Below are 15,425 nucleotides of genomic sequence, written 5' to 3'. Positions count from 1 at the left end.
AGATGCCGACCCGTTCTAGAAAGCAACCTTCTCCGAGCGTGCCGGCCGTTGTTAGCAGGAGAATGAGTGCTATCCGAAAGAAGAACACTCGCCCAGAGATGACTGTGCGTCGCCTAGCCTACGAGCTAGGCTATTGTTACCGCCTTCATAGAGCGGATTTGCCGGGAACCCCTGATCTTTGCTTTGCTCGACCGCAAAAGGTGATCTTCGTGCATGGGTGCTTCTGGCACCAACATCACTGCAAGCTTGGGAACAAGCGCCCGCAGACTAACCAAAATTATTGGCTGCCCAAGCTTGAGCGGAATGTCGCGCGGGACGAGATTGCACAAGAGAAGCTGCGCGAGCTAGGTTGGGATGGCCGTCGTGCCCAGGCCATCGTTGCTGGCCTGCTCGATGTCTTTGCCGGGACCGAGCGCGTAGAAAGCGGAAGAATCAACGATCCGAGCCGCCATTATCCCGGCGACGTGTGCATCCGGTCCACCTCAGACCCGCAAGTTTGGGAGAAAGCTTTCGAGGTACGGGACAAGCCCGTTAGCGCGAGCGACGTGCAGATCTTCGGCAAAAAGTGCATCGACGTGGGCGTCCGCGAGGCGGCGGTCGTCATGGTCAACGAAGGTCAGCAAGCCCTGGACAGGGCCGCCCTTGAAGCATGGGCTGCAAGCTTCGGCATCGGCCTCACGCTTTTCCACGGGTGGGAAGCATTCATCGAGCAAGTGCTCTTCTGGAGCGAGAAACCACAACCTATTGCTGCCAACCTCGCGACAGAACGAATCCACGCGCGCTTGGTCGCAGTCGAAGCGTCGGAGGAAGCCGTCCAATTGTGGGCCAAGCTCATATCGGCAAAGTAATTCAGCATCGCGTCTCTCGAGGATTAGATCAGCGCATCGGAGCCAAATAGTGATCGCAGGCTGTTTCGAATTTCCTTTGGAATCCCGATAGGTCAAGTCTTTCAGCGTCTCTTTGACACCCAGGTCGAGAAGCTGCACCATGCTGTCATTCCTCTCATAGCGCCAGAGACACCCAAATCCCTGCAAGCGTCGGCAGTGCTGTGCTCGTGCAGATTAATGGTGCGTCCTATTTGGTCACGGCGAACCATGTCCTCGAGGATCATGCGAACTTGCAGTACTTCAACACCGATGGCGTTCCGGTCGAGCTGCAGGGCGACTTTCATGTCGCAAAGACCCACGATGTTGCGGTCTTGCGCCTGAGCGACGAGCAAAAACAAGCGACGGCGAAATATCCGATTCTCACTGAGAACGATTTTCGTCCGGCTCGCTACGCGCAGAACCGACAGTACGCTGCAATCGTAGGCTTCCCGGCGACTGCTTCCAAGTATCTCCGGAAAGAACGTTGTTGAAGACCGAAGCTGGCTCAATCGCGAACATGGTCACCCAGGAGGGACACGGACGTATCGCCGTGAAGTTCGAGAAGCACAAGAACGTGCGCGCTGGAGTGCGTGGTCAAATTTCCGCGCCAGACCCGTACGGCATGAGCGGCGGTGCTATTTTCTCGGTTCCGTCAACCATCCTTGCGATACATCCCGCCGAGCCAGTCAAGCTGGCAGGCATTGCCACCCATTGGAGACGCTCCAGGGCCTTGTTTGAAGGCACATCAATCGAGATCGTAAAGGCACTCATCCTCGAGACCCAGTAACGCTGGATTGCTCCCATACTCAGCATCCAAGCTAGCATCGTGTGAAGGCGTGAAGCTCAACTAATCGACCTCCGGGACACATTCTCTCGTCCCTCAGTCGGAGCCTCAGCGCCCCGCCACTCTCCCTTGGCCTTCCGGTAGCGGTTAGCTAGGGTTCGCATTAATCAACTTCGCAATGTATGCAGCTGGCGTGTCTGTTGCAGTTCGCGCAGGAACTGACAGCCCGGCAGATCTGAGTTGTTGAGCTACTTTCATCGTAAAATCGATGCAGTCATTTTCATTAAGCGAGTATCGCTCTAAGGAAGCCGCAACAGTATCCGGGATGCCCAAGACCGTGAGAGTCGGCTTCGCGGCCGAGAGTGCCCTCTGATACACTGCTCGGTCGACCCCAACCGTCAGGCATGCTTGTTTCATGTGAGAATAGCGCTCCTCTGCTTGCCGACCGGCAACCGAGGCCCCTCCGAAATAGGTGAATACGATCGGTGCTATTCCCGCCGTCGCGGCTACGGTATGGCCCACCGCGCGATAGACGCGCGTTTGTCCGCGAGGTTTTTCGCTGAAGCCGACAAATGCGTGACCCGGGAAGCCGAAGGCATCCGGACTAAGGCGCGTGCAGAAGCTGATTTCAGTTTCACCCCAGCTGTCAGTCTGCGTCCTCAAATCCTTTTCATGCGCTTCGCCGAGTGATGGCGTGCAACAAAGGGCGCCAAGGATTGTAGCAACCTTCAGAAACCTATTCCTGCTCAGAGACATCTGTTCACTCGACTGTCCCTCCTAGCACCATGGAATGCAGATACGCTTTCCTCCGACAGTTCCGACCTGCAATGGCGGCGGAGCCTGGGGAAGCAACTGGCCTGGGTTATTAAAGACGGAGTTGTTACCACCCCAAAACTGCGAGGGATTGCGGACGAAGGAATTGTCGCCACCCCAAATTTGGCCGGGATTTCGTACAAATGAATTGTCGCCACCCCAGATTTGGCCGGGATTCCTGATGACGGAGTTAGGGCCCCCCGCTATTTGACCGAGTGTGCGAGCGGTCCAGCCCTTGTTGCCAAGCAGATCGTTGTTGTCCCCGAAGCACCCTTTACCGCCAATACCGTCGGTCATGCATTTCGTAAGCTCGCGTATGGTAAGACGCGATGCCATGCATCCGGCCGCTGCATAGGGCTGCCCGCCAGTGGAAACAACGCACTGGACCGCAATCTGCTGCTCCGGATTGAGTTGCGCATTGAACATGTTGGCACCTGCACAGGTAGCCATCGACGTCATATCTCCCCGGGATTGGGCTGCGCATTCAACCGCTATCCGTTGTTCACGGCTCATTTGCCCGCCCAGCAGCTGGCCTACCGAACAACTGGCAAAGTTGGTGGCATCTCCCTGCGCGTTCGCCGCACAACTCAGGACAGCTTGCTCATTTGGACCAAGGTTGCGGTTTAGAAAGTTGGCCCCCGCACATGTGAGGAAACCATTGCGATCACCGTTCGATTTCATCGCGCAATTGGCGACGATGCGCTGGTCCTCCGAGAGCTTCACGCCCAGGTGCGGCGCCGAGCAAGCCGCGAAATCAACCACGCTGCTGTTTGCGGTCGTGGCGCAATTCAGGACGGCCTGTTCCTTGGGACCAAGGTTGCGATTGAGGAAAGCTCCCCCTGCACAACCAAGGAAGCCATTCCGATCACCCTTGGATGTGAGGGCACACCGCGCGAGGACTTTCTGGTCACCTGAAAGCTTTTCGGCGAGGCTGGATGCCGAGCAGCTGGCAAAGCGGGCGGCGTCGCCTCCTGCTGTCGCTGCACAGTTCAATACCGCCTGCTCATCTGCACTGAGGTTCCGATTTGCGAAGTTGCCACCCGCGCAGCTTATGAACGCGGTCCGGTCACCGTTTGCCTTCATGGCGCATTGCGCGAGGACACGCTGGTTGTCAGAGAGATGAATACCAAGTGCTGGAGCGGCACATATTCCGAAAGACTGGCTGTCCCTGCTGGAGACTGCGCAGTCCAGGACCTTTTGCTGGTTTTGCGGCAGGATAACCTGCTGGCCTACGCAACCAGCAAACTTCGTCACATCAAGGCCGACACGCTGAGCGCATTCAATGGCGGTTTTTTGAGGATCGGCGCCCGGGGCCACTCCGAAAGTTGCCGGTGGCGGGACCTGTCCTCCCGACCTGTCCAGGCTCATTTGGCCGACCAGATTGCACGGAGTTGGACCGAGAGGTCCGTTGCACATGGGTTGAATGGTGTTGCCATTGTTGACCAGCTGCGGACGTGCCGGATCAAAGTTCTGCACCGGGGGCGTGCCCTGGTTCTGCTGGATCAGGTAGTTGCGTATTGCATCGCAGGGCCCCGGACCAAGGGGGCCCATGCAAAGCGGCGCCCCTCCCGGCAAAGTCCCGATTGGCTGCAGTGGAAACTGCTGGGTGGCGAGTTGCTGCATCGCCAGGTAGTGGCGCACCTGGAAGCAGGGACCCGGACCCAGGGGCCCCATGCAAATCGGGCCGTTCGCCGGATCAACCGAGATTGGCTGCAGTTGAATCTGCGAAGCTATTTGCTCAATTTGCAAAAACCGCTGAACGTCCTCGCAACGTCCAGGCCCCAACGGTCCTTGGCACATGGGTCCCAGCGTCGGATGCATTCCAATCGGTTGCAGTGAAGGCTGCGCGGGCGGAAGAATCTGCGCATTACTCGAAACGGCCTGGACCAGAAACCAGCCGATTAGCGAAAGCCCGGCAATAAATGACCTCATACCGCTTCTCCATCAAAAGGGGTGTTCAAAGAACTGAGGCAGTTATTCACTCAACCTGGCCGCATCATTCACTCTCCGGCCGGCGGTTGGTTATTGGTTGCTTTCACTAACGTGCCACCATCCTGCGACGTTGCCAGGACCCCACCAATTGGGCCCTGACGAACAGGTAGGAATGTGCTTTCCATTGGCGTAAAAGTTGTTGCGGCTCAAGCGGACGGTAATTCTCGCTTCGGCGCTCGACGCTGAATGCGGGGCGCATCTTACCGTAACAAACCTGGAAGGTTTGCTTCTCCTGCCAGCCGTGCTTCTGTCCGCTGGCTTCGGTTTGATATGGGCGGTAACACGGGCCTTCGGCGCAGGGCCGCCCAAGCTTGCGACAGCAGCGACGCAAGCGGGATCCGAAAGCATGATTTGTCCCAGGTCTGACACGGTGCGGGGAAATGGATTAATGTCGCACGCCGGATACTTGTAACCAGGCCACTGTGCCTGTGGAATTTTCGCCATGCTTCCCTCAACCGGCCCGCTGAACAACTGCAAGAAGACGCGCTCCCGTGCGATCGGATCCTGGAAGAGGCGGAATCCATCGTAGTGATTATCGTGATAGCTGTAGCCATATCGGCGGCGATTTGGGTTCGAGGGGCCGTGGCTGCCGTCGCTTCTCAGATAGGGCAGCCCGAAGGCCTGCCACTGATGATTGCCGTCGATCGATCGCACGGCATAGAACAGCAGCGAGAAGCGCTTTCCCCGTTGATCTCCGTAAAGTTCAGGCCCGTACTGCGTGGGCAATTCACCTACCAGGTCCTTAAACAGTTGGCTCAGTTCACCGGCGTCTAGCAGGCTGAGCTTGCTGAGTGTCACGGCGTTCCGCAGCGCGTGGAAGGTCTCCGGGTTAAGCGCTCCATTGGAGAGCCCAATGTCAGCATCCACCAAGGCGATAACATCGTCGAACGTGACAAGTTTCTTTCCTCCGGATTCCGAAGCACTCCTGAAGATATCCCGCACGGCATCCGCCGTCGCCTTCTCCTGGCTGGCGAGCATGCCAATGAACCTGCCGGTGGGAGGTCCCATGACGAAGTCAGCAGTGTGCTTAGCGGCATTCCAGACTTCCTTTTTCGCAACCTTGATTGCCTCTTCGCGGAGATCTGCCAGAGGATCAAGCAGCCATCGAACGATCGGGGGCAGCTGCTCTTTCAGCCGATCAATTGCCGCCTTGATTTCTTCGACCTTGTCCTGGACCGTGCAATAGGTGTACGGCAACTGCCAGGGAACGCCGAGATACGCGTGAGCCGAACATTGGAGCCATTTCTTGTAGTGCTCCATGATGTTTCCGTCTTCATTCATCATGCCAAAGCCGGTTTCCATGGAAGCATCCATGAAATCCGCGCCTGCCCGCTCGATGCCATCCCGCCAGTTCGTGAACATCAATGAGATGAGGTTGTACTCTTTCATGACGTCCGCGATGCTATCGACGAGCTTCAGAACCGGCTCCGCAGCTTTCTTGATTTCTTCCAGCCGTTTTTCGGCCTCTGCCACCAACTCCCTGGCCTTTCCTACCAGCACCTGCTTCGCATCGACCAAAGCCTTATGAGCGCTAAGTGTCGCCCGCAGACCTGCGATAGCTGATTGTGTCGCCAGAAGGGTTGCCTGCTTTTCAAGTTTCTCCGCTTCGAGCGCTGCCTTCTTCGCCTGTAGCTGGGTTTCCCGAGCGATCTGTTGCTCCAGCTGGGACGTGAGTGCATTCACTTGCGCAACGGCTGCGCTCACAGCCGCTTTTGCGGCGCCACATTGCGGATCGGAGATGTCGACCACATGGCAAATCGTTTTCGTGACATCTTTACAGACTTTTCCAAGACGAAGCCAACTACAGACGTTGTTGGTAACGTCATTACAGAATTCCTGCTTGGCGTCGCAAACAATCTGTCCAAGATTTGCATTAGCCGCGTTCAGCGCATCGACCGCCCGTTGTTTTGCTTTTGAAAGATCCGCGATCGTTCCCGCCGCAGCTGATATGGCATTAAGGGTGTCGCTGATTTGAGAATTTAGCGCGGTTATCAGATCGCCGTAGGTGGACAAGATCTTCTCAGCTTCATCGACTGCCTTTTGCGCCAGCGCCAGCGCGTCCTCTTCCAGCTTCAGTTCTGCCTCAGCAGCCCGCAAGCTGGCCTTTGCCAGTTCAACCTCGCGTTCGAAGGATGCAATTTTCGCTAACTCCTTCGCCTGGAGCTTGTAGAAGTCGGCGTAGAAATCGACCAAGCGATCCGTAATCTTCCTGCTCTCCCTTGAGACGTCGTCGACCGCCTTCTTGGCTATCTGAAGACTCGCAAGATGCAATGTTATTGCTTGTTTCTGATATTGCTTGGAAACGTCATCGTTATAGATAAGTATTTGAGACAGATATTTTGCCGGAATACCAATCCCGCCGGCGTTGGTTGGAAATGACAGGCCGGGAGTTTTTGACTCAATGTATTTTTCCAGAGAGAAATGGCGGAGTTCTACCTTTGTCTCTCCATCTGTGAGCAGGAAGATGTCCCCCGCATACTGGTTTACGAACGTGTGCCCGAAAATGTCTCCGGACGCGTGTCCCAAGAAACCGTACGCGAATGCCAACTCGTCATCGCCCGCCGCAGACTCAAGGACCTGGCGCATCCAGCGCTCGGCCAGCCATCCATGCTCGATTCCAGGGTGCGTGGTCATCTGGCCGGTTACCGGATCCGGAAAAACATCCGGGCCGAGATGACCAGCCCTGTAAAGATCCGGCCGTGCCCGAAGTGCTGAACAGGCATCCGCGGGTACTGGATATGTTCTCTGCGATCCATCACGCAGTTTCAGGGTTATCTTGCAATCGTCTATGACGTCAGCAATGACCTGATCGGATATCCAAAGATGCGTCTTCAGACTCCACCCGTTTGATTCACAGCTCATGAATGAGAGCGCGAGAATACCTGCCGCGCGCAACGCCCGTGTAATCATGGGCCCCTCACAAATACAGATATTATAGGAATGGCCGCGTTCGCGGATTTCCGAAAATTTCAGAAAATAGAAATCTACCTAAGGTCGAACAGAATGCCCGAGTTGGCCAGTCTGTCAAGGCACGTAAGAATCCGGGGTAGCAGCTTTGCAATCAGCTGTGCGCCGCGCGGCGTGTCACGGACCGTGGTGCAACGCAAAAGGGCACTTTCACGAAACAGGCGTACTTCTCAATCTTCCAGGCCATAGCTTCTTTCCCAATCCACAGCCGCGGCTGACCTTCCGGAGGCAGAATAATGACAGCAGCAACCTCTACCATCCCCACCGTTCCTTGAAGGTTCAACGCTTGGGTGCAACAGTATCGGCATAGGCAGGCCTGAAATGGAATTCCTGCCATCTGCAACCCGCGCTCAGCACACCTGAATATCCAAGCAGCCCTCTCTGCCTCGACTCGCAACGTGAAACCGCCCCAGATCGGCTCCTGTTACGTCTCAGGGCCTAAGGTCCCGTTGTAGCCTCGCTCCAATTGCACGGCCAATAACGACGGGAAGTTAGGACCGAGGCGCCTCGGCGCAAGGCATCCAACCGTATCCCGGAGGGTCCCTCGGTCGGAGCCTCCTTGCGCCGCTGCTTATGACCTCTGGTCCTTTTTCACTCCCGTCCGGCCGCGATTGGCGCAGCTGGAATAACAAACGGGAGATAGTCCGATGAAGACGAACCAAAAGAGCCAGAAACCTTACGCGCTTTACGTAATCGAAGGTGAGGGCGAGAAGGCCTACTGGACCAAGATCGGCGCAGCCTGGCGCCACGAGGATGGCAAGGGCTTCAACCTGCAGCTCAGCTGCCTGCCCCTGAATGGCCGCCTGGTCGTTCGCGAGCCGAAGGCCGACGCGGAGGCGGGGCGATGAGCCCCGCCGCTACGCGGCGATACCGCGTGAGATTCATCGACATGGCTGAACACGAGACCTTCGTGCTTGCCAGCAGCGAGGAGGACGCGATTGCCAAGGCAGCCGCCATGCATGAACTGAACGGCTTGGCCGAGTTCACTTCCAGCCATTCTGGCTGCGTCGATTGGGAAGCCGAGCTTGTCACTTCGGAGGTGAGGTCATGATTGGCTCACCTCTTATCCACACCCGCAATGCCGTCCTGCACGGCGATTGCGTTCAGGTGATGCGGCCGTCTGCATCGGGCCGCTCCTATCTCGGCATTGAGCTTGATGCACGGTATGCCGAAACGGCTAGGCGTCCGCCAAGTAGCGTTCGATCTTCAGCGGCGTGTCGTCGATGGTGAATTCAAAAACTGTTTCACGCACTTCCACCTCGATGCCACCATAGTGCATCTGTCGGTGGTGGTTGGCGCAAACAACCATGATGTTGGACGCCGCAAGCGAACCAACTTGCAGTTCTGAAACAGGCATGACGTGATGCGCTTCGGCATAGTGTTCGCCGTTCTTCTTTAGGAAACCCAGCGGTTTTTGACCCAGCGCCTCGCAAACTTGGCATCTGAAGCCAAGCTCCTTCTTGACCCGACTTCCGACGCTGCCACGTTCGATGTATTTGCTTACGCGTTCCTTCACCTCGGGGCTTGCATTCACGTATTTCTTTTGAAGCGCTGCCAAGGCAGCGGCTGAGTTAGCTGTCTCCGGGGTGCTCGCCACCACTTCATCGACGTCCTCGCCGAGCAGCGCGACGACCGCGTGGAAGTCGTCAGCGCTGATAGGGAACGACGCGGCTTGGAAGCCATCGAGCAGCAGGCTCGATACGCCTGGCTGCTCAGCCCGGAGCCTTGCGATGGTCAGCGGCTCATTCAGGTAGGTCCGCAGATAGCGAATGCGCACTGTAGGCCATCCGGGCTCGCGGCCGGCGTCGTCATTCCAAAACTCATCATTGGCCCCGGCGCCGCTGAACGCTGCGCTCTCCACTTCGCAAAGCGCGTAGATACCAGCTTCCAGAGGCGGCTTTCCGCCACGCTCTTCGATGGTGCGGCGATCCACGCCCACGCGGATGATTCCGAGTTGGCCTGGAGCGAAGCGGTCGCGGTCCGATGGCCTGACGCCCCAGGTGTCATGTTCGATATTGCGATCAAGGAAGCGATCTATCGCCCATTTTTTGGGGTTACATACAAAAACCCAATACGGCGCTGGTTGAGGCTGGACGTGGTTCACCACGCCAGAGCGAATCGCGCTCACGGCCGCGGCAAGCTTTGCCGCATCCGCATGGAATTCATTCCAGACAACCTCTTCAAGTTTATTGCCTCGAACAAGGCCGACTTTGCCATCGACGGTATATTCCGGATCAAAGCGCCGGAAATTCATCATCTTCATGTAAACGCCGTTGACGTTCCGGAACGTCTGCGCGTCCGCGCCGCCCCGCGCACCGGCCAACTGGCCGAGGAAGGCCGAAAGCTCAGCGACTTCTGCGCTTGCCTTTGACGGCGGCGATACCCGATGGCGTAAGTAAAGGTCCAGGGCGAGGATAAGCTCCTCGCGGCCCCAGACGGGATTTCGCTTGGCGCTGCCAAGGCTGTCTTCGTCTTCACTGGCAGCGGCCGGCTTGTTTGGGTCGGCGTCCGCGAGGCCAGATGCCCACGCGCGAACCTTCGCTTCATTCTCGCTAATGGCGCGCTTCCACGAAATATGCGCTTGGCCTGGAAGGCGTTCCGCTTCGTTCAACACGAGCTCAAAGTCTTCTTCCCGCCACGCGCGGGCGCGCGCGGCAGCTTGCATGGTTTCGATAGGGAAGGCCCAATCCCGGTCTTGCTGCGACCACGCCATGTCGAATGGCTCGTCGGCCAAGAGCCCGAGCGGTGGCAGATCCAAGGAATAGCACGCGAAATCAATACGGGACTGGATGTTGCCAAAGACCCGGCCAGAGCGGTGCATGTCCGTGAGCCCAATCGCGGCGGCGGCTTCCGCGTTCGTGAATTCGCCCAAGTGCCCGCCGTTGGTGGCGGCACGGTCACGAAGCCATCGGAGAAGCTGTCCTGTCCGCTCCTGAGTCAGGCTTGCGCCAGGGGCTGGCGGCTTGTCGGTATCGTTCGGCAATCCCAAGGCCCGGCGGGAGTACCATTGCGCGCGCGCCGAGAATTCATCGGGGTGATCGACGATGATCTGTTCGTAGGAAAGTTCGACGAGATCGGCATCCTCGAGCGCCGTAAAACCTTGAGTCGGTTTCGATTTCATCACCGACACTTCAGCGGCGCCGATCAAACCCCGGTTCTTGAGTTGGCTGAACGTCCTTGTCGCGGGGTTTCCCAGGCGCTTTTCGATGCCTGCGTATTCGCTGGCGGCGCGTACGATCTTCTCCTCGGCAGGGGTGAGGTCAGTAAGTGGAAATCCCGTCCGTTCTGCTACGAGGGCGCGACCAAGTTCGGTTGATTTCGCGCGGATGGCCGCCCGGACTTCATCGGAAGAAGCCTTAAGCCGTTCCACGTTTCCTTCGAGCCGCGATAATTCGTCTAACGACCGCACGCTCCGCAAGGCTCTTTCAATTCGTTCGTCCAAAGCGCACCCCCGATTCAAACCTTAGTTTCGCGAGATTCCCATCGCATGCAACCGAGTAAGTCGATTCTGGGCGCGTCAGCTTCGCTGATCGGGCTCTACTCGCCCATGGCTCACCGCGTCAGCCGATTGCCGCGCGAAGGCGCGGAACGTCTGTCTCGGCCATTCGGTGACATGCCAATGATGGCCAACTATTAACCGGCGCTTTGAAAGCCTATCAGTTCAAAGCGGTTTGCGTCGGGCGTGGCAGTCCATTTCTAAATCCGCGCATTTAAGATCGGAGACTAGGCCTGATCGAACCTGTCTCCGCCGATAGTCTCCGCAAAACGGGAATTTTTCGGGAAACGACCGGAGACTTTCCGCGATTTCGTCACCGATGCTAAGAGACCGGGTGCCCAGAGACTAATTAGCTCGCCGAAAAAGCCGGGCTTTCCGGCCTATTCTCGGGTCTATTCGGGAGCTCCGCTGGACGCCGGACTGGCTGGCTGCCCTGGGAGGGATCGAACTCCGACATTCCCAATTGAATATCGGCCTTTGAAATATCGAGAGAATTTCGCCTCGAAGCCAGGTTTTCGCCCCAGGAGACTTTTCGGCCTTTCCACAATGGAAGCGGGAGCCTAGAGACGGCCCGTGAAATGGAGAGTTGGCCGTTCGCGCACTGGAAGGCACACATGGCAGTCTGCCTTCGCTGTAGAAGCGGACGCCATCTAACCAAATCGCTAGGTCCGCAAAGGGGCCAGAGGCGGAGTTAGTAATGTGCCCTCACGACGTCCGCTAATATCTTAGAAGTGGGCTCCAAAGACCAAAGCCGTAAGCGGGTAACGGCCCGCATCGATGAAGGTTCGCACGAGCTCTGAAGCACGGATTATGCAGCGCAGGCGCACGTATTCTGAAGCTCTCGTTTGCCCCGATACGAAGCGAGGCGCCTGGGGGCCGACAAGAGCCACCAGTTGCTTTTACCAAGCCAATGCTGACCTAAGGTGGCGGCACCTAAGGCGCCCAACCGCCTTTTTACACGCTCGCTCCTACAACTGTGAAACAGTTCACATTAACATTGCGCGACCTGCGATAACGATCGCAGCATAGTAAATTGACGGCCTTGGTGCCCCGGCGGAATTGTGCAGCAAGGCTTCGGGGGCTGTCGATGGACACAAATATTTTCAAATCGACCATGCGACGTGAGTCGCCGGATCGCTATTTCCAATTCGTCTCCCGGCTGGAACGCTTCATCGAGGCGCGACGTCTTGCGTTCCGCATGCAGTTTTACCGCGTGCAGTGCCATTTCCTCTGTCAACTTGGTCTCTTCAAGTTCCTTTTCAGCGGCCTGCGACGCTTTCGACCGATATTTATCTTCAGCAAACTCCTCGTCGTCACGCAGGCCCGCGAGGTGCGCGAGGTGCTCGAGCGCTTCGACGACTTCACGCTGGGAGAGTCCATCGAGCCGGGAATGCCGTGGGGCAATTTTCTCATGACCGTGGACTGGCGCCAGCGGCATGCGCAAGAGCGCGAGTGGCTTCAGAGCGCTGTTGACCTGACCGCCGACCCCGCAAGGCTCAGGGCGATCGTGGACCAGCGATGCCGCCAGCAAATTGCAGCAGCGAAGGGTCATATCGACGTCGTCTCCGAGTTGCTTGAACCGGTCGTTGTCGATATCGCAGACAAGTATTTTGGTGTTCCTCCCCTGGCGGGGAGCACGCGAGACATGGCCCATGCGATGCGTGATCTCGCCGGCATCATCATGGTCAAGCCACCGATCGGCTCGAAGCCCTGGTCCCGCTCGCACTCCCACATCGAGAAAATCACTGATCTCGTGCTGAATGAGATTTCCAGCGCCGCCTCACTCGTGGCGGGATCGCAGCCGACTGCGCCCAACGGCACTCTTCTTACCCGCTTCGTTCAACGGCTAGGCACTTCCGGCGCACCGGCTTGGTTCGATGAAGACTGGATACGGCGCTATCTGACCGGTCTGCTCGCTACAGGCGGAGCAACAATCGTTCGAGCGGCTGCAGGGGCCATCGATCAGATCCTCGCCAATCCCGACGCCTTGCAGGAGGCGCAGAAAGTGGCAATCGCGCTCGATCAGGCCATGAGGTGCGGTGACGACCAACGTGTGAACACGCTCCGCACCACTCTTCGGCACTTCGTCTATGAGGCACTGCGCTTTCGGCCAATGTTGCCACTCCTGGTCCGCGATACGCCGCGCGACACAGTGATTGCGTACGGTACGAAAAAGGCACGTCTCGTGCGCGCCGGAACGAGGGTTCTTGCTCCCCCGCTGTCGGCCATGTTCGACCGGGAGGCGGTGCCCGACCCGTCGAGCTTCGATGCCAACCGACCGTTTGACCAATATCTGCATTTTGGCTTTGGGGCGCGGGAGTGTTTCGGACGATACATAGCCGAAATAGCCCTGCTGGAGGTTTTCAGATCGCTTCTGCTGCTGAAAGGACTCTCACGAACAACGGACGCAAAAGGTCAGTTGCAGTTTGATGGACCGGTGGCTGTCGGCCTGTTTGTCACGTTCAATGATCGGTAAGGCGAAAGCATCGCGCGGATAGAACCCATGACGAATTACGTCACGATTATTACACCGATAAAGGCCTCTCAGACAGAGCAATGTCGTCAATATCTCCGCCGCAACGCCGAGCCGGAATCCGACATGCGATGCAGACCGGACTTCCGGTTTGACGGTATTCCAAGTCTTCATTTCGCCAGCTGCATCATATTGGAGGGGACGCACGATTTCGAGCCAAGCCTTGTACTCGAAGCTACGTTTGATGGGTCAAAAGCGGATTTCATTTCGGACTTGCTGCGTGCAGCAGGGGAAGGCATGCACGGGCTTTACCAGCACTGCGTGGGCTATCCCGCTTCCGGTCTTATCTCTCCCGAGCTCGCAAAAGAGTATTTGATTGATCACGACGTGGGAGCTCACATCTACTTCTCCGGCAACCCCGGACGGACCGTCGCGGAAATCAAGAGTGAAAATGGGCTGCAGGCCGAGGTCGTCGACTATTTCGCTGGGCAGCAACGTCGTGCAGCCTTTGCGCCGCGTCTGGACGGACTCTTTGCGCAGCTGCGCAGCTTCATCACCGGGAATGCAGACAGTCGCTGGGCAGACCGACCGGCGCCCGTGCCATGGGAAGTACAGTACCGGAACCTGACCGCCGTGGCGATAGTGTTTGCGGCTCTTGCTGTGGCTTGCCTGATCGGCGCTGCCTGCGACTGGCTGGCGGTGACCTACGGCTGGCCGCCGCTATTGGAGTCGATCAAGGCCGCCTTTGCAGTTGTGGATCGCAACAGCAAACGCATTCTCATCCAGCTCTTCCCGAACTTCCCGGTAAGATTGCCGCCGGAGGTGTTTCTCCCCATCGGACTTGCCGTGAGCTGGCTCCTGCTCCGTGGACTCGAACTCGTTTTCACCAGCTGGAGCAAGCATCCGCGCGATCAATTCTTCACCAGCCGCGTTCCGCTGCACGTCCTGGTGATCTTGCGTTATGGCGTGCTCGTCCTTTTCATTGGCGCGGTTCTGCTGGCGCTTATTCCCAACATGGGGACGTTGCTGGTTGCGACCCAGCTCTCCACGTGGCTTGTGCATCCGATCCTTCTCTTTGTCCTCTTCCTGCTGGTCGTTGCGCTGGCCGGCCTACAATACTTCGCAACATCTCTGAACATATCGGTCGAAGTGAATAAACTCAAAGGCCCGCAGGAAAACTGGCGACGCCTGCGGCTCGACCTGGTCCGGTTTATGATGGTGCTCGTCCTCGCCTGCGGCGCCCTCATCGTCAGCCGATATCTGTCGCCTATCATGACCAAGGAGACTACCAACTGGCTGATCTACCAAGGACTGTTGATCGCCGCCCACGCATTGATCGGTGTCTTTGTCCTGTACGGGCTTGGCATCTTGCTCCTGTTCGTCGCGCACGGGCGCGAGCTGATGGACAAGCGGCAATTTGACGACCCCATAGCGCTCGTAGCGAGATCCGCCGAAAACGCGAAAAAATACTCGCGGGAAGAAGGCGGCAACAACCGTTTCCAGAACCACCTTGCAAGCCTGACGCTCGTCAAGCCAGGCTTTATCCATGGTATTGCGTTGCGCGGCACGCTGTTCCTCATCAATCTCCTGTCCCGCTTCTGGTTCAATGTCGGCACGCTTGGCGATATCCCGACCATCCTCTCGGCCCGCTGGATTCTCATTGATAGTGGTCGACGGCTGCTGTTTCTCGACAATTATGGAGGCGCCTGGAACAGCTATCTGAACGAGTTCATTGACATGGCCGCGGTCAAGGGGCTGAACGCCATTTGGACCAACACGTACGTCGAAGGTCAAGCAGGCGCGCGCTGCAGCTTCCCCGAAACACGGTTCTATTTCTGGATAGGGGCTCAGGCTGAGCAACCGTTCAAGGCTTACGTGCGGGAGAGCCAGATCGAGACGATTATGTGGTACAGCGCTTATCATACGCTGAGCGTGGTGAACATCAATACGAACACGGCTATTCGACAATCCCTGTCCAAGCGACTCGCCCCAAGCGGGCTCGACGCCATCGTTCAAAACCTTTGAGTGGGGACC

At 57.5% G+C, this 15,425-nt stretch carries 11 protein-coding genes; 7 read left to right on the top strand and 4 right to left on the bottom strand.

Annotation, left to right across the window (positions count from 1 at the left end; all coding sequences use genetic code 11):
• Positions 1–2 precede the first annotated feature (2 nt).
• The 3 genes from JQ624_RS15445 (at position 3) to JQ624_RS15435 (ending at position 1,653) form a co-directional block, all read left to right on the top strand.
• On the top strand, positions 3–848 hold the full coding sequence (locus JQ624_RS15445) for a restriction endonuclease, SacI family (protein ID WP_212419746.1): 846 nt from the start codon (positions 3–5) through the stop codon (positions 846–848).
• Positions 849–1,048: 200 nt separating this feature from the next.
• On the top strand, positions 1,049–1,357 hold the full coding sequence (locus tag JQ624_RS15440) for a hypothetical protein (protein ID WP_212419745.1): 309 nt from the start codon (positions 1,049–1,051) through the stop codon (positions 1,355–1,357).
• A complete protein-coding gene (locus tag JQ624_RS15435) occupies positions 1,351–1,653 on the top strand; it encodes a hypothetical protein (protein ID WP_212419744.1) in 303 nt (100 codons plus the stop codon). The genes JQ624_RS15440 and JQ624_RS15435 overlap by 7 nt, the downstream gene beginning before the upstream one ends.
• A gap of 144 nt (positions 1,654–1,797) precedes the next feature.
• Here the strand turns inward: JQ624_RS15435 and JQ624_RS15430 are convergent, their stop codons facing one another.
• The 3 genes from JQ624_RS15430 to JQ624_RS15420 all read right to left on the bottom strand — a co-directional run bounded on the left by JQ624_RS15430 (position 1,798) and on the right by JQ624_RS15420 (position 7,365).
• Positions 1,798–2,406, bottom strand: a complete 609-nt coding sequence (locus tag JQ624_RS15430; RefSeq protein WP_212419743.1) for a hypothetical protein — start codon at positions 2,404–2,406, stop codon at positions 1,798–1,800.
• A gap of 21 nt (positions 2,407–2,427) precedes the next feature.
• Positions 2,428–4,395 (bottom strand): hypothetical protein, encoded by a 1,968-nt coding sequence (locus JQ624_RS15425; RefSeq protein ID WP_212419742.1) that lies wholly within the window; start codon positions 4,393–4,395, stop codon positions 2,428–2,430.
• Positions 4,396–4,485: 90 nt separating this feature from the next.
• On the bottom strand, positions 4,486–7,365 hold the full coding sequence (locus JQ624_RS15420) for a hypothetical protein (RefSeq protein ID WP_212419741.1): 2,880 nt from the start codon (positions 7,363–7,365) through the stop codon (positions 4,486–4,488).
• A gap of 704 nt (positions 7,366–8,069) precedes the next feature.
• On the opposite strand from JQ624_RS15420, the gene JQ624_RS15415 reads away from it, so the two are divergent.
• The gene (locus tag JQ624_RS15415; protein WP_212419740.1) at positions 8,070–8,270 is read left to right on the top strand and encodes a hypothetical protein; all 201 of its coding nucleotides are present in this window, start codon (positions 8,070–8,072) and stop codon (positions 8,268–8,270) included.
• Positions 8,267–8,473: a hypothetical protein gene (locus JQ624_RS15410; protein WP_212419739.1), complete on the top strand. Its 207-nt coding sequence runs from the start codon at positions 8,267–8,269 to the stop codon at positions 8,471–8,473. Before JQ624_RS15415 ends, JQ624_RS15410 begins: the two co-directional genes overlap by 4 nt.
• A 126-nt stretch (positions 8,474–8,599) precedes the next feature.
• Here JQ624_RS15410 and JQ624_RS39510 read toward each other — a convergent pair whose 3' ends face one another.
• Positions 8,600–10,792, bottom strand: a complete 2,193-nt coding sequence (locus tag JQ624_RS39510) for an EVE domain-containing protein (protein WP_212419738.1) — start codon at positions 10,790–10,792, stop codon at positions 8,600–8,602.
• Positions 10,793–12,005: 1,213 nt separating this feature from the next.
• Here JQ624_RS39510 and JQ624_RS15400 point away from each other — a divergent pair.
• Positions 12,006–13,394: a cytochrome P450 gene (locus JQ624_RS15400; protein ID WP_212419737.1), complete on the top strand. Its 1,389-nt coding sequence runs from the start codon at positions 12,006–12,008 to the stop codon at positions 13,392–13,394.
• A 27-nt stretch (positions 13,395–13,421) separates the two neighbouring features.
• Positions 13,422–15,416, top strand: coding sequence for a hypothetical protein (locus JQ624_RS15395; protein WP_212419736.1), 1,995 nt, complete (start codon positions 13,422–13,424; stop codon positions 15,414–15,416).
• Positions 15,417–15,425 lie beyond the last annotated feature (9 nt).

Source organism: Bradyrhizobium sp. AUGA SZCCT0283 (assembly GCF_018130385.1).
Lineage (GTDB): Bacteria > Pseudomonadota > Alphaproteobacteria > Rhizobiales > Xanthobacteraceae > Bradyrhizobium.
The sequence above is the reverse complement of the archived record's forward strand: the minus strand, read 5'-3'. Positions and strand labels throughout refer to the sequence as shown.

Coding starts and splice junctions, on each gene's coding strand:
- JQ624_RS15400 (WP_212419737.1), top strand. CDS start 12,006: ATGGACACAAATATTTTCAAATCGACCATGCGACGTGAGTCGCCGGAT.
- JQ624_RS15395 (WP_212419736.1), top strand. CDS start 13,422: ATGACGAATTACGTCACGATTATTACACCGATAAAGGCCTCTCAGACA.
- JQ624_RS15430 (WP_212419743.1), bottom strand. CDS start 2,406: ATGTCTCTGAGCAGGAATAGGTTTCTGAAGGTTGCTACAATCCTTGGC.
- JQ624_RS15420 (WP_212419741.1), bottom strand. CDS start 7,365: ATGATTACACGGGCGTTGCGCGCGGCAGGTATTCTCGCGCTCTCATTC.
- JQ624_RS15410 (WP_212419739.1), top strand. CDS start 8,267: ATGAGCCCCGCCGCTACGCGGCGATACCGCGTGAGATTCATCGACATG.
- JQ624_RS15425 (WP_212419742.1), bottom strand. CDS start 4,395: ATGAGGTCATTTATTGCCGGGCTTTCGCTAATCGGCTGGTTTCTGGTC.
- JQ624_RS15445 (WP_212419746.1), top strand. CDS start 3: ATGCCGACCCGTTCTAGAAAGCAACCTTCTCCGAGCGTGCCGGCCGTT.
- JQ624_RS15415 (WP_212419740.1), top strand. CDS start 8,070: ATGAAGACGAACCAAAAGAGCCAGAAACCTTACGCGCTTTACGTAATC.